This is a genomic window from Collinsella aerofaciens ATCC 25986 (assembly GCF_010509075.1).
GTDB classification, from domain to species: domain Bacteria; phylum Actinomycetota; class Coriobacteriia; order Coriobacteriales; family Coriobacteriaceae; genus Collinsella; species Collinsella aerofaciens.
The window spans coordinates 1,200,158-1,219,923 of sequence record NZ_CP048433.1; the positions used below are offsets into that span (position 1 = coordinate 1,200,158).

Annotated in this window: 17 protein-coding genes; 10 read left to right on the forward strand and 7 right to left on the reverse strand. The window is 60.3% G+C overall.

All coding sequences use genetic code 11. The features are described 5' to 3' along the window. Positions 1–129: 129 nt before the first annotated feature. The 3 genes from GXM19_RS05540 to GXM19_RS05550 all read right to left on the reverse strand — a co-directional run bounded on the left by GXM19_RS05540 (position 130) and on the right by GXM19_RS05550 (position 4,897). Entirely contained in the window at positions 130–1,326 is a 1,197-nt protein-coding gene (locus tag GXM19_RS05540; protein ID WP_006234999.1) for an MFS transporter, read from the reverse strand. A 121-nt stretch (positions 1,327–1,447) separates the two neighbouring features. Next, a complete protein-coding gene (feoB, locus tag GXM19_RS05545) occupies positions 1,448–3,808 on the reverse strand; it encodes a ferrous iron transport protein B (protein WP_040359009.1) in 2,361 nt (786 codons plus the stop codon). A 186-nt stretch (positions 3,809–3,994) separates the two neighbouring features. Beyond that, the gene (locus tag GXM19_RS05550; protein ID WP_006234997.1) at positions 3,995–4,897 is read right to left on the reverse strand and encodes an alpha/beta hydrolase; all 903 of its coding nucleotides are present in this window, start codon (positions 4,895–4,897) and stop codon (positions 3,995–3,997) included. 244 nt (positions 4,898–5,141) lie between these two features. Here GXM19_RS05550 and GXM19_RS05555 point away from each other — a divergent pair, with 244 nt between their 5' ends. The 10 genes from GXM19_RS05555 to GXM19_RS05600 all read left to right on the forward strand — a co-directional run bounded on the left by GXM19_RS05555 (position 5,142) and on the right by GXM19_RS05600 (position 17,186). After that, positions 5,142–5,705 (forward strand): PTS sugar transporter subunit IIA, encoded by a 564-nt coding sequence (locus tag GXM19_RS05555; protein WP_040359007.1) that lies wholly within the window; start codon positions 5,142–5,144, stop codon positions 5,703–5,705. A 181-nt stretch (positions 5,706–5,886) separates the two neighbouring features. Beyond that, on the forward strand, positions 5,887–7,290 hold the full coding sequence (gene asnS / locus GXM19_RS05560; RefSeq protein WP_040359086.1) for an asparagine--tRNA ligase: 1,404 nt from the start codon (positions 5,887–5,889) through the stop codon (positions 7,288–7,290). A gap of 258 nt (positions 7,291–7,548) precedes the next feature. Further along, complete coding sequence (locus GXM19_RS05565; RefSeq protein ID WP_006234994.1) at positions 7,549–8,334, forward strand: hypothetical protein; 786 nt, start codon at positions 7,549–7,551, stop codon at positions 8,332–8,334. A 160-nt stretch (positions 8,335–8,494) separates the two neighbouring features. Next, positions 8,495–9,475, forward strand: a complete 981-nt coding sequence (locus GXM19_RS05570) for an ABC transporter substrate-binding protein (protein WP_006234993.1) — start codon at positions 8,495–8,497, stop codon at positions 9,473–9,475. A 203-nt stretch (positions 9,476–9,678) separates the two neighbouring features. Then, complete coding sequence (locus GXM19_RS05575) at positions 9,679–10,602, forward strand: ABC transporter permease (protein WP_006234992.1); 924 nt, start codon at positions 9,679–9,681, stop codon at positions 10,600–10,602. Next, positions 10,595–11,389, forward strand: a complete 795-nt coding sequence (locus tag GXM19_RS05580; RefSeq protein WP_040359005.1) for an ABC transporter ATP-binding protein — start codon at positions 10,595–10,597, stop codon at positions 11,387–11,389. The genes GXM19_RS05575 and GXM19_RS05580 overlap by 8 nt, the downstream gene beginning before the upstream one ends. A gap of 158 nt (positions 11,390–11,547) precedes the next feature. Next, a complete protein-coding gene (locus GXM19_RS05585) occupies positions 11,548–13,572 on the forward strand; it encodes a bifunctional metallophosphatase/5'-nucleotidase (RefSeq protein WP_006234990.1) in 2,025 nt (674 codons plus the stop codon). A 129-nt stretch (positions 13,573–13,701) separates the two neighbouring features. Continuing rightward, entirely contained in the window at positions 13,702–14,469 is a 768-nt protein-coding gene (locus GXM19_RS05590; RefSeq protein WP_006234989.1) for a mechanosensitive ion channel family protein, read from the forward strand. Between the two features lie 93 nt (positions 14,470–14,562). Continuing rightward, a complete protein-coding gene (locus GXM19_RS05595) occupies positions 14,563–16,479 on the forward strand; it encodes a BMP family ABC transporter substrate-binding protein (RefSeq protein WP_006234988.1) in 1,917 nt (638 codons plus the stop codon). After that, positions 16,476–17,186 carry a metallophosphoesterase family protein gene (locus GXM19_RS05600; protein WP_006234987.1) on the forward strand — a complete coding sequence of 237 codons (711 nt, stop codon included), beginning with the start codon at positions 16,476–16,478 and terminating at the stop codon, positions 17,184–17,186. Before GXM19_RS05595 ends, GXM19_RS05600 begins: the two co-directional genes overlap by 4 nt. 287 nt (positions 17,187–17,473) lie before the next feature. On the opposite strand, the gene rplA is transcribed toward GXM19_RS05600, so the two are convergent. The 4 genes from rplA to secE form a co-directional block, all read right to left on the reverse strand. Further along, complete coding sequence (gene rplA, locus GXM19_RS05605; RefSeq protein WP_022093892.1) at positions 17,474–18,181, reverse strand: 50S ribosomal protein L1; 708 nt, start codon at positions 18,179–18,181, stop codon at positions 17,474–17,476. A gap of 117 nt (positions 18,182–18,298) precedes the next feature. Next, positions 18,299–18,727, reverse strand: coding sequence for a 50S ribosomal protein L11 (rplK, locus tag GXM19_RS05610; protein WP_022093893.1), 429 nt, complete (start codon positions 18,725–18,727; stop codon positions 18,299–18,301). A gap of 120 nt (positions 18,728–18,847) precedes the next feature. Beyond that, the gene (gene nusG, locus GXM19_RS05615) at positions 18,848–19,384 is read right to left on the reverse strand and encodes a transcription termination/antitermination protein NusG (RefSeq protein ID WP_006234984.1); all 537 of its coding nucleotides are present in this window, start codon (positions 19,382–19,384) and stop codon (positions 18,848–18,850) included. 3 nt (positions 19,385–19,387) lie between these two features. Beyond that, positions 19,388–19,726 carry a preprotein translocase subunit SecE gene (secE, locus tag GXM19_RS05620; protein ID WP_006234983.1) on the reverse strand — a complete coding sequence of 113 codons (339 nt, stop codon included), beginning with the start codon at positions 19,724–19,726 and terminating at the stop codon, positions 19,388–19,390. Between the last annotated feature and the right edge of the window lie 40 nt (positions 19,727–19,766).

Here is a 19,766-nt window from a genome sequence, read left to right on the forward strand (position 1 = left end):
CAACGACATCCATTGTATGCCCGGCTTGTATCCTCTTCCCCAAAATAAGTTGCGGTGGAATAGTTCCTGCTTGGGCCTTCAGAAGCCTTAAACAGGAACTATTCCACCGCAACTGATGAGGGAACGTGATTAGGCGACGGGCTTGGCGCGGCGGATAGCCGGGAACATCACCGTGATGGCAAGGATGACGCCCACGGCAGCGATCGCACCGCCCGCGCAGCCGATCCAGGCGATACCGGGGCCCGAAACCACGGCTCCGCCGATCGCGGTACCCGTGCCGATACCGAGGTTGAACAGGCCCGAGAAGATCGACATGGCGACGGCCGACGAATCTGCCGGCGTGTGCTTGATGAGCTCGGCCTGAAACGCCACGTTAAAGGCCGTGGCGCAGCAACCCCACAGTGCGCAGACGGCAAGCACTGTCACGAGCGACGATGCGGCCGGCCCCATGAGCAGCAGGGCCACCGGCACGCCGGAGAGCGTGATAGCCAAGAACGGGAAGCGATGCCCATCGAACAGGCGGCCAAACAGCCAGCTTCCGAGCAGACCGGAGCAGCCGAACGCCGTCAGCGTCATGGTGATAGCGCTTGCGTCGACATGGGCGACCTGAGCCAGGAAAGGCTCGATATAGCTGTAGCTTGCGTAATAGCCGGTCGCCATGAAGACCGTGACTGCGTAGAGCGCGATGAGGAGCGGGTTCTTGAGCAGCTCGGGCAGCTGTTTGACGGTAAAGCGCTCACCCGCTGGCATGGCAGGAAAGACCGTGGCCTGGTAGACGACCGCGACAGTAGACAGCACCCCGACCACGGCAAACGTCATACGCCAGCCCACGGCCAGGCCAATGGCGCGGCCGAGCGGCAGGCCGAAAATCTGTGCGATGGAAGAGCCCGTAGCGATCATGCTGATGGCGAGCGCCCCGTGGCGTGTGTCAACCAGGCGCGACGCCATGATCGAGGCGACCGACCAGAACACAGCGTGCGCGCAGGCAACCACCAGGCGCGCGCAGACTAAGATGGGATAGGTCGGCGCCAAGGCGGACAGGAACTGGCCCAGCGAGAACACGGCAAGCACGCCCAGCAGCATCCGCTTGAACTCGAAGCGCGAGGCAAACACCATGAGCGGCAACGACAGCAGCATGACGCCCCAGGCGTAGACCGAGATCATGATGCCCGCCTGGGCCTCGGTGAGCGAGAACGACGCGGCGATATCAGTCAAAAGGCCGATGGGCATAAACTCCGACGTGTTGAACACGAACGCACAGCAGGTGAGCCCGACGAGCGGGAGCCACTGCCTGAGCGTGATGCCGTCTTGCCTTGCCTGACTCATATATAACGTCTCCAATCATTTTGAGCGGAGGCGATTATATAGCAACGGCCCCGCATCCGTCAGCAACAGACGCAGGGCCGAAAACAATTCGATACACAAAGGTTGCGCCGTCAATAAATAACTAAGCCAACCCCAGCAATATGCCCGCCGAATGCACGACAAACGCCACGATCCAGGCGACCGTCACTTGAAACGCGAACACGGCAACGGCGTAGCGCGCGCCCAGCTCGCTCTTAACGGCGCCGATGGCAGCCACGCAGGGCGGGTACAGCAGCGTAAAGACCAAGAACACGTAGGCGGTAAACGGCGAAAACATGGTCGACAGCGCCGCGGGTGACGTTGCACCCAAAAGCACGGTGAGGGTCGAGATGACACTCTCCTTGGCGATAAGTCCGGTAACGAGCGCCGTGGATGCACGCCAGTCGCCAAACCCAAGCGGCGCCAGCGCCGGCGCAATGATGCTGCCGAGGCCCGCAAGCAGGCTTTGCGACTGGTCGGCGACCACATTAAAGCGGATATCGAACGTCTGAAGGAACCAGATGACCACGGTAGCGGCAAAGATAATGGTAAAGGCCTTGGTAATAAAATCCTTGGCTTTATCCCATGCCAGCATCACTGTCGTCTTGACGCTCGGCAGGCGGTAATTGGGAAGCTCCATGATAAATGGCACCGGATCGCCCTTAAATGCCGTGCGGTTGAGCACCAAAGCCGCAATGCAGCCGACCACGATACCGATCAGATAGAGCGAGACCATGGCGGGAACCGTCGCCTGCGGGAAAAACGCCCCGCACAGCAAGCCGTAAACCGGCAACTTGGCTGAGCAGCTCATGAACGGCGTGAGCATGACCGTCATCTTGCGGTCGTGCTCGGATGGGAGCGTACGGGTCGACATGATAGCCGGCACGGTGCAGCCAAACCCGACGAGCATGGGCACGAAGCTGCGGCCCGACAGGCCAAAGCGACGCAACACCTTATCCATGACAAAGGCTACGCGTGCCATGTAGCCGGAGTCTTCCAGAATGGAGAGGAACAAGAAGAGCACGACGATAATCGGCAGAAAGGTCAGCACGCTGCCCACACCCGTAAGCACGCCGTCGACAGCCAGCGAGCGCACCACGTCGTTGGTACCGAACGCCTTGAGGCCCGCATCGGCCGAGGCGATGATGGCAGCGATACCGTCCTCCATGAGTCCCTGCAACGCCGCGCCGATCACGCCAAACGTCAGCCAAAAGACGAGGCCCATGATCACCAAAAACGCCGGAATGGCTGTGTAACGACCCGTCAGGATGCGGTCAATCTTGACGGAGCGCACGTGCTCGCGGCTCTCGTGCGGCTTGACGACGCAGCGCCCACACACGTCGCCGATGAAGCTAAAGCGCATATCGGCCAGCGCGGACAGACGGTCGGTGCCGGCCTCGCCCTCCATCTGGGTAATGATGTGCTCGATGGCATCAAGCTCGTTACGGTCCAGGTGAAGCGCCTCGGTTACCAGCTCGTCGCCCTCAACCAGCTTGGTCGCCGCGAAACGCACGGGAATGTGCGCCGTCGCGGCATGGTCCTCGATAAGGTTGGCGATGCCGTGGATGCAGCGATGCAGCGCGCCGCCGTCCGGACCATCGGGTGCGCAAAAGTCCAAGCGGCCGGGACGTTCGCGGAACCGCGCCACATGCAGGGCATGGTCCACCAACTCGCCAATACCCTCGTTGCGGGCAGCGCTAATGGGGACAACCGGCACGCCCAACAAACTCTCGAGCAGATTGACGTCCACGGCGCCGCCGTTGGTCGTCACCTCGTCCATCATGTTGAGCGCGATGACCATGGGGCGATCGAGCTCCATAAGCTGCAGCGTCAGGTACAGGTTACGCTCGATGTTGGTAGCGTCGATGATGTCGATGATGGCATCGGGGTTTTCGTCAAGGATGAATTGACGGCTCACGATCTCCTCGCCCGTGTACGGCGACAGCGAATAGATGCCAGGCAGGTCGGTGACACTCGCCTCGGGATGGTTGCGGATAGTGCCATCTTTGCGGTCGACCGTCACGCCGGGAAAGTTACCGACGTGTTGGTTGGAGCCCGTCAGCTGGTTGAACAGCGTGGTCTTGCCGCAGTTTTGGTTGCCAGCGAGGGCAAAATGCAGCGGCGCGCCCTCGGGCACGGCCGTCTTTGCCGCGCGGGGCGAATACGTCCCCTCGCCGAGCGCCGGGTGCTCCGTCGTGCCGATTGCGGCGTTAGCGCGCGGACCTGTATCTGTGTCGTGGACATCTACGAGCTCAATGCGAGCGGCATCGTCCTTGCGCAGCGTCAACTCGTAGCCACGCAGGCGAATCTCAAGCGGGTCGCCCATAGGGGCGTACTTCATCATGGTGACTTCGGTGCCCGGTGTTAGGCCCATGTCCAAAATATGCTGTCGGAGTGCCTGGTCGTCCGATGCCACCGATGCGACAACGGCGTCCTTTCCAATCTCGAGCGTATCGAGCTTCACGTCCGTGTTCCTCCCCCGGCGCCCACAGGGCGTTGCATTTTGTTTACCATGGCTAACCGTTTGCCATGGCTAACCAATTGTAACCATGCATGATAGCGCGAACACATAGTGACGTTCAATTAACAGATTGCCGCCCTGGCGGGCTCGCAGCGTCAAGTGGTTACGCGGTTTGGTAAAACGCCGTAACTAAAACCCGTGGCGCTCCAGGAAGCGGAAGGCCAGGCGAATCCAAGGACGGACAGCCGCCTGCTTGTCCTCGTTGTCGACCGCAGTGTTGGCGTTGCCGAGCGAAAGGCCGTGGCCGCCCTGGTCAAAGACGTGCATCTCGCATGCGACGCCCTCCTCGGCCATGCGCTGCGCAAACGGATAGACCTGCGCGATCGGCGCCGTCTTGTCGTCGGACACGCCCCACACAAAGGTCGGCGGCATCTGACGCGAAACATGCGTGGTGGGGCAGATGTCGGCCAGATGCTCGTCAGTTGCCTCGCCACCCGTCACCATCGACAAATAGTCGTTGAGCAAATCGCGCCCCGTCTTGCCGCCCGTCTTGGGCACACGCAAGTCAATGCGCGGATCGCGCGTCTGCATGTCGCGCACATAGGCAAAGTCGAGCAGCGGATAGCCCAGCACCACGGCATCGGGACGAATGTCGTCCGGACGCGCCCCTGCCAGGCCCGCGAAGGGACCAGTCTTCCACTGCGTTGCCAGCGAGGCGCAGATCATGCCGCCCGCCGAGAAGCCCACGACGCACACGCGCTTGGGATCGACATGCCACTCGTCGGCGTTGGCGCGCACCGTGGCGACCATCTTGGCAAGGTCTGCCTGCGGGTGCGGAAAGCTCACATCGCCCGTGCCGCTCGTCACATAGTTGAGCACAAAGGCCTGGTAGCCGCGGTCCAAAAATGCAAACGCCACCGGGTCCTGCTCGTGCGGAGCGATATGTGTAAACCCGCCCCCGCCACAAATGATCACCGCGGGGCGGCGGCCATTGGGCTTGTCGGGGAGCGGCTCGGCGCCCAGATACGTAAACGTCGCCGGATATTCCTCGGTCGGCTCCTCGCCCCACAGCGCATGGTTCTCGACAATCATATGTGCTCCCTTCGCGCAAATTAAGCGCCCTTGTTTTTCGCCTTCAAGCGTACCCCACTTGAACTCATGGCGCAGAAACACGCCAGCAATAAGTTTCCCTTCAACTGATATATCACATAATCCCAGCTCAGAGGTATCGCTGAGCAGCGTAGAATAGGGGACGTTGACCAAGCCGCGAAACACATATGAAACGTTTCCGGCAAACCAAACGCGCGATATGCGCCTATTTAAGTTGGAGGCAACTATGGGTCTGCTCGATTCGCTTAAGTCCACCTTCACCTCGACGGGCGAGGCGTCCGTTCCGCCCGCAGCAAGCTTCGCCACCCGCGAAGGCGTCATCTATGCCCCCGTCAACGGCGTGCTCGTCAACCTGAACGAGGTCCCCGACGAGACGATCGCCTCGGGCATGCTTGGCCAGGGCTATGGCATCGAGCCCATTACCGGCACCATCTATGCGCCCGCCAACGGCCGCATCGGCGCTACCACCGTCACCAACCACTCCATTGGCATGATCACCGAGGACGGTCTTCGCGTATTCATCCATGTTGGCCTGGGCACCGTGGAAATGAACGGCAAGGGTTTTGCCCGCTTTGTCGAGATGGGCGATGTGGTCAAGGCAGGCCAGCCGCTCATCAGCTTCGACCGCGAGGCCATTAAGGCCGCTGGCCACGAGGACATCGTGACCGTCATCGTCTCCGAGCTCGATCGTCTTAAGAGCATCGACCATGTCGGCGAGTCTGGAACGCTTATCGGCGGCAACCCGCTCGTCAAGCTTGGCGACCCGCTGCTGGTTGCCAAGACCAAGTAGTCAGGCCCCGCGCCACACAGCCAAAAGGCACCTCGTCAAGCGCCCGCGACCATTTGGCCGCGGGCGCTTTTCGTTTGAAAAACCATCCCGCCAATGCCTTATCTGTATAGCCCAAATGAGCCGAGCTGCTAGAATATCGAACTGTATGGATAACTATCATTCAACCGTTATGGGAGGATACGTGAACCGCACCAAAATCGCGCAGCTCTACGCCGACGCCGAGTCGCTCGGCGGCCAGACCGTCACCGTCGCCGGCTGGATCAAGTCCGTCCGCGACATGAAGAACTTTGGCTTTGTTACGCTCAACGACGGCAGCTGCTTCCGCGACCTGCAGGTCGTCATGAACCGCGAGGCGCTCGACAACTACGACGAGATCGCCCATCAAAACGTCTCGGCTGCCCTCATCTGCACCGGCACCGTCAAGCTGACCCCCGATGCGCCCCAGCCTTTCGAGCTTTCTGCCACCTCCATCGAGGTCGAGGGCGTCAGCGCCCCGGATTACCCGCTGCAGAAGAAGCGCGCAACCGTCGAGTTCCTGCGCACCCAGCAGCACCTGCGCCCGCGCACCAACCTGTTCCGAGCCGTGTTCCGCATCCGCTCTGTCGCGGCTGCCGCCATCCACCGCTTCTTCCAGGAGCAGGGCTTTGTCTACGTCAACACCCCTATCATCACCACGAGTGACTGCGAGGGCGCCGGCGAGATGTTCCGCGTGACCACGCTCGACCCCAAAAATCCGCCCCTCACCGAGTCCGGCGAGGTCGACTGGAGCCAGGACTTCTTTGGCAAGCACGCGAGCCTCACCGTGTCCGGCCAGCTCAACGCCGAGAACTTTGCCATGGCCTTTGGCGACGTGTACACCTTTGGCCCCACCTTCCGCGCCGAAAACTCCAACACCACGCGCCACGCCGCCGAGTTTTGGATGATCGAGCCCGAGATGGCCTTTGCCGATCTGAACGACTACATGGATAACGCCGAAGCCATGCTCAAGTACGTCCTTAAGGACGTTATGGCCACCTGCCCCGACGAGCTCAACATGCTCAACAAGTTTGTGGACAAGGGCCTGATCGAACGCCTGGACCACGTGGCAAACTCCGACTTTGCCCGCGTCACCTACACCGAGGCCGTCGAGATCCTGGAGCAGGCAGTCGCTGCTGGCCACCAGTTTGATTACCCCGTCAGCTGGGGCATCGACCTGCAGACCGAGCACGAGCGCTTCCTGACCGAGGAGCACTTTAAGCGCCCGACCTTTGTAACCGACTACCCGGCAGAGATCAAGGCCTTCTATATGCGCATGAACGACGACGGCAAGACCGTCGCCGCCGCCGATTGCCTGGTGCCGGGCATCGGCGAGATCATCGGTGGCTCCCAGCGCGAGGAGCGCCTGGATCTGCTCGAGGCCCGTATCAAGGACCTGGGTATGAATCCCGAGCAGTACAAGTACTATCTGGACCTGCGCCGCTACGGTTCCTGCAAGCACGCCGGCTACGGTCTGGGCTTCGAGCGCTTGGTGATGTACCTCACCGGCGTGGGCAACATCCGCGACGTCCTGCCGCACCCGCGCACCGTGGGCAACGCCGACTTCTAATCGTCGGACGTTAGCTCGCGTCGCCACACGCCAACGCTCATCGCACAAGCGTCTCTCGACATCGGTCGAGAGACGCTTTTTTCAACAGCATCCGTCAAGCTTTTGGCAAGTTTTTGGTCAGTTGAACAGGGCTGTTGAAAACTCGAACCGCCGTTTGCCGACGACTACCGACCGCCCAGAGCGCCCTGCGCCCCTGGGAAAACCCCGCGCCCTAGGCTCCATACCGTCGCCACCCAAAACGGAAAGGACGTGGGCACCATGACCGAAACCGCTGTTGAAACCTACGACACCACAACTAGGGGCGCCGCGTCGATGGCAGCCTATCGCGCCGTTCGCATCTTGCAGCTATTAAGCGAGAACACCGGCGAGGACAAGGCCATGCTTTCCGATGAGTTGATCCGGCTCCTCGCCCATCCCGACGACCCCGCCCGCATGCCCATCTCGGCGGCGCGGCGCAGCATCTACACCGCCATCTCCGCACTTCGCCATGCCGGATACGAAATTGAGTACAAACGCGGCGTGGGGTATCGGCTCTTGACCCGTCCGCTCACCGACGAAGAGATCATCCGGCTCCACGGTATGGTCATGCGCAACCGCTCCACGCCTATCGCTATCCGCAAGAGCATGGCGCAGCACTTAGTTGCCATGGCGAGCGCCGACGTTCGCGGCTACCTCGATACACCCGAACCCGCTCCAAGCGCAGGCAGCAAGGCTACCAAGGCAACACGCACGCCCATCAAGCGCATCGACACGTGCGAGCTCGTCGAGCAGGCCATCGACCACGGAACCACGGTGAGTTTTGATATTTCGAGCGTCACGACACGCGGCGAAACCGAAGCAGCACGGATGACACTCCGTCCCTTTGCCATCAGGCAGCGCGATGGCATCTCGTATCTGCTGGGAACGGTCTACGACGCCCGAGGCACCGACGATACGCTGCGCACCGTCGAGATCGCCCGTATGAGAAACGTCACCACACGTCTCCTCGACGGCAAGAAGCTCTTCGCCGCCCTAGACGAGGACGACGCCTCCTCCGCCGCATAAGACCCTCCGCCGCCCATTCGACTACCCGTACCGCCCATCCGATTCTGTATTAAAAAACCCGCCAGGCTGTTGTAAAAATGGACATCAGCGCTACTATAGTTCCACTTGCACTTTGTCCCAGTGCAGTGTTTCCAGCCATTTTTATACTGGGGGTAATGATATGAAGGACATCACCATCAGCCGCAGGAGCCTTCTGGTCTCCGCTGGCCTGCTCGCGCTCGCCCCGCTCGCCGGATGCGGCGGCAACTCTGGTTCCGGCTCTGCTGCCGCCGGTTCCGACTACACTATCGGCGTTCTGCAGCTCACCGAGCACTCCGCACTCGATGCCGCCAACGACGGCTTTGTCAAGGCCATCAAGGAGAGCGGCCTTAAGGTCAAGATCGACCAGAAGAACGCCCAGAACGACCAGTCCACGTGTAAGTCCATTGCTGACAAGTTTGTGGGCGACAACGTCAACCTGATTTATGCCATCGCCACGCCCGCCGCGCAGGCTGCCGCCGGCGCCACGGCCGATATCCCCATCGTGGGCTGCGCCATCACCGACTACGCCGCCTCCGGCCTGGTCCAGGACAACGACAAGCCCGGCACCAACGTCACGGGCGCTTCCGACCTCACCCCGGTCGCCGAGCAGCTCGAGATGATGCAGAAGGTCCTGCCCGACGTTAAAAAGGTCGGCCTGCTCTACTGCACCGCCGAGTCCAACTCCGACGTCCAGATCAAGGCCGCCAAGAAGGAGCTCGACAAGCTGGGCCTCGAGTACACCGATTTCACCGTCTCGAGCTCCAACGAGATTCAGTCCGTCGTCGAGTCTGCCGTGGGCAAGGTCGACGCGCTGTACTCCCCCACCGACAACACCATCGCCGCGGGCGCCTCGCAGGTGGGCCAGATCTGCAAGGAGAACAAGCTTCCCTTCGTGACTGGCGAGGAGGGCATGTGCATGGCCGGCGGCCTGTTCACCCTCTCCATCAATTACGAGGATCTGGGCTACGCCGCGGGCGAGATGGCCGTCAAGATTCTGAAGGGCGAGGCCAAGCCCGAAGACATGCCTATCAAGCACCTCTCGAGCAAGGACCTGGTCGTCGTCAAGAACGACGAGATGGCCGAGGCCCTGGGCGTCGACCTTTCCGCTCTGGACGCGTAATGCTATACGCGGCATGCGTCTAGAGCCCGTGCTCGCGCTTTAGCTGCGTTATTCAATATCTGAGCCACAGGGGCGGGCGCTGTAGACCGGCGTCCGCCCTGCTTGTTTCAGGTAAAACAAAACGTCTGTCCGCAGCTCTTCTATGCATTGTTACCGCTATTATGGTGAATCACGTGTCCACCCTATCCTAGGAGGTATGAAGCATGCTCATTGCATTGCAGGGCGCCGTTTCGCAGGGCGTCCTCTGGGGCATTATGGTGCTTGGCGTGTTTATCACGTTCCGCCTGCTCGACATTCCCGATATGACCTGCGACGGCAGCTTTGCCCTCGGCGGCTGCGTCTGCGCTGTGCTCATCGTCAATAACAACGTCGACCCGCTGCTCGCCGTGCTGGCCGGTATGTGCGCCGGCGCCATCGCGGGTGCCGTCACGGGCATTTTGACCACCGTCTTTGAGATTCCCGCGATCCTCGCCGGAATCCTCACCCAGATCAGCCTGTGGTCCATCAACCTGCGCATCATGGGCAAGTCCAATACGCCAATTCTTGCCAAGGGCACCGTGTTCTCGGCCGTCAGCAATATGACCGGTCTGCCGCAGTCCACCGTTGCCATCATCTTGGGCATCCTGCTCGCCGTGGCTATCGTTGCCATCCTGTATTGGTTCTTTGGCACCGAGATCGGCTCGGCGCTGCGCGCCACCGGCAACAACGAGTACATGATCCGCGCTCTGGGCGTCAACACCAACTCCACCAAGATGATCGCCCTCGTGCTCTCCAACGCCCTCATCGGCCTTTCGGGCGCGCTTATCTGCCAGAGCCAGAAGTATGCCGACATTGGTATGGGCACCGGTGCCATCGTTATCGGTCTTGCCGCCATTGTTATCGGTGAGGTGCTCGGCCGTCTGCTGCCCGGCGGCCTCACGCAGTTTAGCGTCCGTCTTGCCTCCGCCGTCTTTGGCTCCGTGGTGTACTTCCTTATCCGCGCCATCGTGCTGCAGTTGGGCATGGACGCCAACGACATGAAGTTGCTCTCCGCCGTGATCGTCGCCGTGGCCCTGTGCGTGCCCGTGGTTTGGGAGCGCTATAAGCTCCGCAGCTCCTACACGAAGGGGGATGAGGCAGATGCTTAAGCTCTCGCACGTCAAGAAGACCTTTAACAAGGACACCGTCACCGAGAAGCGCGCGCTCACCGGCGTCGACCTCACCCTGAATGACGGCGACTTTGTAACCGTGATCGGCGGCAATGGCGCCGGCAAGTCCACGCTGCTCAACATGATCGCCGGCGTGTACCCGCTCGATTCGGGCGTTATTGAGCTCGACGGCACCGACATCTCGCGCCTGAGCGAGTCGCAGCGCGCCAAGTACCTGGGCCGCGTGTTTCAGGACCCCATGCGCGGTACCGCTGCCGACATGCAAATCGCCGAGAACCTGGCCCTCGCCAAGCGTCGCGGCCAGCGTCGCGGCCTTTCGTGGGGCGTCACCAAGGCCGAGAAAGATGAGTACGTTGAGCTGCTCAAGCGCCTGGACCTTGGTCTGGACACGCGTCTCAACGCCAAGGTCGGCCTGCTCTCGGGCGGCCAGCGCCAGGCACTCACCCTGCTCATGGCCACGCTCACCAGGCCACGCCTGCTGCTGCTCGACGAGCACACCGCGGCCCTCGACCCCAAGACGGCCTCTAAGGTGCTCAATCTGACCGAGGAGATCGTCGACGAGAACCACCTCACCACGCTCATGGTCACGCATAACATGAACGACGCTATCCGTCTGGGCAATCGTCTGATCATGATGCACGAAGGCCACGTGATCTACGACGTGGCGGGCGATGAGAAGAAGTCGCTCACCGTAGCCGACCTGCTGCAGAAGTTCGAGGAGGTCTCGGGCGGCGAGCTCGCCAACGACCGCATGCTGCTGAGCTAAAACCTGCCAAAAAGGGACAGGTTTATTTTGGCAGGTTTTATCTGCGCAAACGTCAAAACCGCCGCTAAGGGACAGGCGCCCTTGCGGCGGTTTTCGCATATTATGTCGATAATCCGATATTCAACCAGACATTCTGGCTAAGGACTAAGGAAACTGCCATGAAAAGACTCCCCCGCCTTGCGTTAGCCGCCGCGTTGTTTGCCGGCGCGCTCGCAGGCATCCCAAGCCTCGCTTTCGCGGGAAACCTGCCCGCCGCTATTGACGGCTCCGTGGCCGTCATGCACACCAACGACATCCATGGCAGCTACAAGTACAGCTACAACGCAAGCAAGGGCACGGGCACCATTGGCTTTGACGGACTGGCGGTTCTCTATAGCGCCCAAAACAACGCCCCCGACTTTCTGCTCGATGCGGGCGACACCTTCCACGGACAGTCCTTCGCCACCATGAGCGAGGGCAAGAGCATCGCCGAGCTCATGGACACCTTCTACGCCGACGGCTACGACGCGACCACGCCAGGCAACCACGACTGGAGCTACGGCGCGGACAAACTCCGCACCATGACCGGCTACAGCACCACCGGCACGCCCTTCGCCATGCTCTGCGCGAACGCGAAGTCTACGAGCGGCGTATGGAGCTCGAGCATCACGAAGACGCTCGATCGCACCTGGGAGGATAGCGAGGATCACTCCACATTCGACTACAAAATCAAGGTCGGCGTCGTGGGTGCCATGGATGAGTCGCTGGGATCCTCGCTGCGCGCGGACCTGGTCGCGGGCACGTCGTTCTCGAGTGCCACGAACGCCATCAATACCGAGGCAGAGCAGCTGCACAAGGAGGGCTGCGATGTTGTCGTCTGTATCGCGCATACGCTCAACGCCAAGACCTTTGCCACACGGCTCCGTGGCGTCGATGCCCTTATCGCAGGCCACGAGCACATCAACCTTAACGAGAAGGTGACGGGAGTCGACGGCAAGACGATCCACGTTGTCGAGGCAGGCAGCGCCTTTGCCGAGGTGGGGCTGCTTTCCATTCCGTACAAGTACGACACCAATGGCACCGAGACGACCGACGATGACGCGGTCACGGTCCCTGCAGACGGCAGCGACGAGAAGCTCTACACCGCCAAGAACGTCAACGACCTTTTGGCAGACCCCGACAAGGGCTCCGACTACCAAAGCTGCCTTGAAGCCGTCCGCAACAAGATCAAGCCGCTCGACGAGGCCTTTGAAAACGAATCGAACAAGGTGCTCGGCACATCCACCACCAACTATTTCTACGGCGAGGACGCCGCAGGCACGCATGGTTGGGAAATGGTGCGCACCACCGATTTCCGCCCCAGCAAGGAGGGCGATACCACCAAGGCCCAGACCATCGGCCACGTGATTTGCGGCTCCTATCTTGCCCTGACGGGCGCGGACCTCGCTATCGAAAACGCTGGCGGCATCCGCGGCGGCATCGCGGCGGGCAACGTGACCGCCGGCAACGTCATCGCCATCTCGCCCTACGGCAACACCGTGGAAACCTGGACCATGACCGGCGCGGACTTCCTCGCAGCACTCGAGCACTCGCTGCAAATCAGCGACGAGTGCAATCACAGCTACGAGCTTCAGCAAGCCTACGTGGCAGCCGGCCACACCGAGCAGGAGGCGCAAGACATGTACAAGTGGCGCGACGACTCCGGCAGCGTTCTCTCCTTTGGCGGCATCAACGTGACAATCGATTGGACGCAGCCCGAAGGCAAGCGCATTGTGAGTGCCACACTCACCAAGGACGGCAGCACGCTCGACCCCGCCAAGACCTATACCGTCGCCACCAACAACTACATCATCACCAACACGACCGACTTCCCCACCTTCGCAAACGCCACCAAGCACACCGAGTGGGGTACCTGCGAGTCAGCGCTAAGGGCGCTGATTGGGCAGAACGGCTGGGAGAGCAAGATGGCCTCGCTCGCGGGCACCATCAGCTTTGGCGCTACTGCCGTGGACCCCACGTCCACACCGGCCCCGACGCCTAAGCCCTCGCCTAAGACGGACGCGACGACCACGAAGGTCATCACCAAGAAGACGACCGGTAAGCTCGCCGCAACGGGAGACCGCACGCTGGCAGTAGTTGGCGCGTGCCTTATCGGCGGCATCATCGTCATCATTCTTGGCATTATCTGGAAGCGTCGACGCTAAGCTACACCGCCGGGCCTTACAGCCCCGCCGCGTAAACCTTATATCGAGCACAGAAGCCCGTCCGAATTTGATCGGACGGGCTTCTTGGTGGGTATCATGGTTGAACGATCATTAGGAGGTTTTCCCTACATGGAATTGTTTGAGCCGATTCTTCATTTCTTTGAGCAACGGTGGGTCCACAACATCATCTGGGCCGTCATCTTGGCGATAGGCACCGCCGTCGCCGCCAAGGTCATATCCAAGACCCTGAACCATCTGCTTAACCGAGACGATAACCCGCTACCGGCATCGAGCATCTTTATCAACATCGCGCGTGCCGTCATCTGGATGATCGGCGGCAGCTTTATCCTCGACAACTGCTTTGGCATTAACGCAAACGCCCTCGTCGCCGCTCTTGGCGTCGGCGGCATCGCCATCTCGCTGGGCTTTCAGGACACGCTGTCAAACCTTATCGGCGGCATGCAGGTGACCTTTATGGGCATCATCAAGCCCGGCGACAATATCGAGGTCGGCGGCGTGTCGGGCGTGGTCCAGGACATCACCTGGCGCCACACGACCATCGAGGACGCCTGCGGGCAGACCATCATCGTCCCCAACTCCAACATTTCCAAGAACACACTCGTGCATTTGATGCCCTTTGGACGCGTGGTCGTGCCCGTTGCCGTAAAGGACACGTCTAAGTGGGCTTCCCTTGACGCGCTGGCAGACGAGCTCACGAGCGCAACCAAAACGGCCGTCTCGCCCATCTCGGGCTTTGACAAGGAGCCCTACGTACTCTTTAGCGAAATCGGCGACTTTGGCATCAAAGGAAAGATCATCTTTATCGTCAGCGACGACAGCACCACTTTCACGGCAGCCGACGCCTGCATCCGCGCCATCGCCCCCATCATTGCCTAAACCACCGCAAAGGGGACAGGCATCTTTGTAGTGGTTTTCATTCGTGGTACCATGGTTCATATCGTTGTTTAAACGACTAAGGGAGTAGACACCATGGAAGAGGCCTATCGTCAAGCACGCAAGCGCGGCGAGCAGGGACGCCGTCGCGCCATTAGCCAAAGCGAGCATCCATACCTTACGGACCTCGACAGTTTGGTTGCTCAGCTCCCCTTAGGTCAGCGAGTGAGCGTCGGCCTGCGGGATATTCCGCTCGAAATGGTCGTCGGCACGGTCACCAAAGGCCGTCAGTCCGCCTTTTCGTGTAACTTTATGCCCCTGCTTCCGTTTAACACCGAGTTCGCCCGCAAGTGGTCAAACCTCTACGACATCCAGGTGACCGAGGGCTATCGCGACCCCATCATCGTCACCGAGTTCATGCATCGGTTCTATGTCCAGGAAGGCAACAAACGCGTCAGTGTCCTCAAATTCCTAGACGCCCCGACGGTTTCGGCCAAGGTCACCCGTCTCTACCCCGGCACATGGGATTCCGTCGAAAGCCGCCTGTACGGTGAGTTCTGCGCGTTTTGGCGCGTCTGCCCCCTATACGAGATCGAGTTCTCGCGTGAGGGAAGCTACGAAACGCTCGCCAAGATGCTCGGTCAGAACCTTATCGAAAAATGGCCGCAGAAAAAGGTCGACTACCTGCGTCACACCTTCCTGCTCTTTAAGCGTGCCTACCTTCGCGCAGGCGGCGATCACCTGGACATTACGCCCGCCGACGCCATGCTCGTGTACCTCAATGTGTACAACCAGGACCGCCTGCTGGATACGCCGACGGATATCGTCGTAAACCGCCTGTGCAAGATCTGGCGCGAGCTGGTCATTGCCGGCAAAAATGACGAGGACAAGGTCGATCTCGTCGAAGCACCGAGCGTCGACGAGGAGGAGACGCCCGCCAAGTCCACCTCCGGTGTGCTCAACTTCTTTATGGGCAAGACCGTCTACTCAGCGACCAACCCCCTGCGCATCGCCTTTATCCATGAGTTCCCCTGTGCGACGTCGAGCTGGGACAGCCTGCACGACCAAGGGCGTCAGTATCTCGATGAGCACTTTGGCGGTATCGTGCGCACCGAGGCGTTCGAGGACTGTCACGATCCGGACGTGTTCTACGCCGCCGTGGAAACGGCTGTCAAACATGGAGATAACGTCATCTTCTCGACCTCGCACCGCCTGATGGAATACACGCTCAGGGCTGCCGTTGAGTATCCCCGGGTTCGGTTCCTCAACTGCTCTATCGGCCTCCCCCATCAAAGCGTCCGTTCGTACTTTGGCAAGATGTACGAGGCCAAGTTTCTCCTGGGCGCCCTTGCCGCCAGCATGGCGGACAACCACCGCATCGGTTACCACGCGTCGGTCTTCGCATCCGGCGCGCTCAGCGAGATCAATGCCTTTGCCATCGGCGCCTCGCTGCTCGACCCCCGCGCGCAAATTATCCTCACCTGGGGCGATGTGCCCGCCGGCGGTCTTGCCGAGGCCATGTGCCGCGAAGGCGTGAGCGTCATGACCGGCGCTGACATGTCAAAGTCGCTCGAAGACCCTACGGCCTACGGACTCCACCGCCTGGTCGATGGCAAGGTTTCCGGCATCGCCATGCCGGTATGGAACTGGGGCCGTTACTACGAGCTCATCGTGCGAAGCCTACTGCATGGCACCTGGGATGAGACCAGTGACGACAATCAGGTTCGCGCCGTCAACTACTGGTACGGCATGAGCTCGGGCGTTATCGATATCCGTTACGCTCCGGGCCTACCCTACCAGACGCGCAAACTCGTGCAGTTGCTCCGCAACGGCATTGTCGAGGGTTCCATCAACCCCTTTGGCGGCGAGCTCCACAGCCAGAGCGGCGTGGTACAGATCGAAGGCTTCCCTCCGCTGCCGAGCACGCAGATTGTCGAGATGAATTGGCTGGCGGACAACGTGGTAGGCACCATTCCGCAGCTCGACGATGAGCCGGGAGTTACCGCCCTATGAAGATCCTTGCCATAGCCGATACCGAAGAACGATGCCTTTGGGAGTGCTTTCGCAAGGAACGCTTTGAGGGTGTCGACCTGATTTTGTCCGCCGGCGATCTGGACCCGGACTATCTTGAGTTTTTGGTCACAGTCATCAACAAACCGCTCATCTACGTACGCGGCAATCACGATGACCGCTACGCACGTCATGCACCGGGTGGATGTATCTGCGTGGAAGACAGCGTGTACACATACCGAGGGATTCGCATTGCGGGCCTTGGCGGGTCCATGCGTTATCGCGACGGCGCCAACATGTACACCGAACGCGAGATGTCCAAGCGCATGCGTAAGCTGTCGCGTAAGGTTAGGATGGTCGGCGGGTGCGACATTCTGCTTACCCATGCACCCGCGGCCGGTATGGGTGATCTGGACGATCTGCCGCATCGAGGGTTTGAGTGCTTTAACACGGCGCTTGAGTCCTGGGGGGCCGACTACATGGTGCATGGGCATGTACACCAAAGCTACGGTTACGATTTTCAGCGCGAGCGGCAGCATGTGTGTGGAACGACGATCATCAACGCCTGCGGCTATACGCAGTTTGAGCTCGACCAGACGCGCTACCCCATCCGTGGCTGGCAGGCGGCCTGGCTCAATTCGCAAACCATGCGCCGCGAGCTCAAACGCCACGATGCCATCGAGTCCTCAACCGCAAGAACGCCCTGGTAACCACCTTTAAGGCTTGACGCTGCGCCGGCCCCAAGCACCCCATCTCGCCCCTCAAACCGTCGCTCGCGTACCAAAGTACGCGTCGCTCCTCTTTCGGGGCGACCTGGGGCACTTGGAACCGGCTCGCTGCGATGCCATAACATTGACGCCAAAGTGCCAAAACCACCACAAAGGTGCCTGTCCCCTTTGTGGTGGTTTTGGCCCGAGATAGCAAGAAACCCGGTCCCACACGAGGCGGAACCGGGTTTCTTTAGCAATGCTTGCTTTGCTCAGGCAGTAACTAGCAGTTACTCAGCCAGGAAGTCACGCTGGACAGCGGGATCGACCTTGACGCCAGGGCCCATGGTGGAAGACACGGAGATGGACTTGACGTACTTGCCCTTAGCAGAAGAGGGCTTGACGCGCAGGATCTCGGTGTACAGGGCAGCGTAGTTCTCGACGAGCTGCTGTTCAGAGAAGGACTTCTTGCCCAGGGGCACGTGGCAGATGCCGTAGCGGTCGGCGCGGTACTCAACGCGGCCAGCCTTGAGCTCGGAGACCATCTTGGCGACGTCCATGGTCACGGTGCCGAGCTTGGGGTTCGGCATGAGGCCACGGGGACCAAGGATCTTACCGATGCGGCCAACCTTGGCCATCATGTTCGGCGTAGCAATAGCGGCGTCGAAGTTGATCTCGCCCTTCTGGATCTGGGCGACGAGCTCGTCGGAACCGATGATGTCGGCGCCGGCAGCCTCGGCCTCGCGGGCCTTCTCGCCCTCGGCGAAGACGGCAACACGAACGGTCTTGCCGGTGCCGTGGGGCAGGGAGATGGAACCACGGATGTTCTGGTCAGCCTTACGAGTATCGATGCCCAGACGGAAGTGGGCCTCGACGGTCTCGTCGAACTTGGCGGTGTCGAGCTCCTTGATGAGCTTGGCAGCCTGAAGGGGGGTGTAGAGCGTGGCGCGGTCGATCTTCTCGGCAGCGGCGTTATAGCTCTTACCATGCTTAGCCATGTGCATTACCTCCTGTGGTTAAACGGGCGTGAGCCCTCCCACATCGTATCGTGTGCCCTATTGCACACATTAAACGGGCGCCCCGGTCGGAGCACCCGTCGTTACCATAAGAAATCGCTACTCAGCGATGGTGACGCCCATGGAACGGGCGGTACCGGCGATGATCTTCTTGGCGGCGTCAATGTCGTTGGCATTGAGGTCCGGCATCTTGATCTCGGCGATCTTGGTGAGCTGCTCCTGGGAGAGCTGACCAACCTTGTCGGCCTGGGGCTTAGCGGAACCAGACTTGAGGTTCAGCTCCTTCTTGATGAGGTGAGCCGCCGGCGGGGTCTTGGTGATGAAGGAGAAGGACTTATCCTCGTAGACAGAGATCTCAACGGGGATGATGTCGCCCTTCTTGTCCTGCGTCTCGGCGTTAAAGGCCTGGCAGAACTGCATGATGTTCACGCCAGCAGCGCCCAGAGCGGGGCCGACGGGAGGAGCGGGGTTAGCTGCACCAGCAGGAATCTGGAGCTTAATGACGTTGGCAACCTTCTTCTCAGCCATGGTCATTCCTTTCGAATCACGAGTGTGAAGTACTTGCTATATCGTAAGCACGCACGTGTTAGAAGCACTCCTGAGATGAGCAGTCACAGAAGAAGCACGCTCGCGCGAACGGACGAAAACTTAAGCGATGACAGCGACCTGGTTAAAGTCGAGCTCGACCGGCGTCTCGCGGCCAAAGATCATCAGCGTGACCTTGAGCTTGCCAGCCTCGGTGTTAACCTCGGAGACCTTGCCATCAAAGTCGGTAAGCGGGCCATCGGTGACGCGGACGGACGTGCCGACCTGAATATCAACCGAGGTGCGCTTGGGCGAATCGCCCTTACCGGGACGACGAGTCATCTTGTTGTACTCGTCACGGGAAAGCGGAGCGGGCTTGCCATTGCCGCCTAGGAAACCAGTGACGCCGGGCGTGTTGCGAACACACGTCCAAGCATCGTCATCCATCTCCATGCGGACCAGGACATAACCCGGGAAAATCTTGGAATCCTTGGTCTCGCGCTTGCCACCCTCTTTAATCTCGGTGACGCGCTCCATAGGAATCTCGATGTCAAAGATACGGTCCTGCATGCCCATAGTCTCGATGCGATGCTCGAGATCGGACTTAACGCGGTTCTCGTATCCAGAGTAAGTGTGAACGACGTACCAACGCTTAGACATGGTTTAGCCCCTCAATCCAGAGAACAGAGCAAGAGCCTCGCCAAAGCCAGCATCGAGCAGAGCGATGACGACGCCGACGACGATCAGAGAAGCGCAAACGACGACCGAGTAGTTCACGAGCTCCTTCTTATCGGGCCACGTGACACGCTTCATCTCGGACTTCACCGAAGCAAAATACTTCTTGGTGCGGGCGAAGAAACCAGGCTTCTCGTTCTTCTTGGACTTCGCAGCTTTCTCGTTCTTCTTGGCAACGGCCTTCTTGGCCTCAACCTTGGAGTTGGCGGCAGCGTTGTTGGCAGGCGCCTGCTGCTGAGCCTTCTTCTTGTTCTTCTTGTTGGCCATTTGGGTTACCTCCGCGCAATGCGCTTATACATGAGTAAAC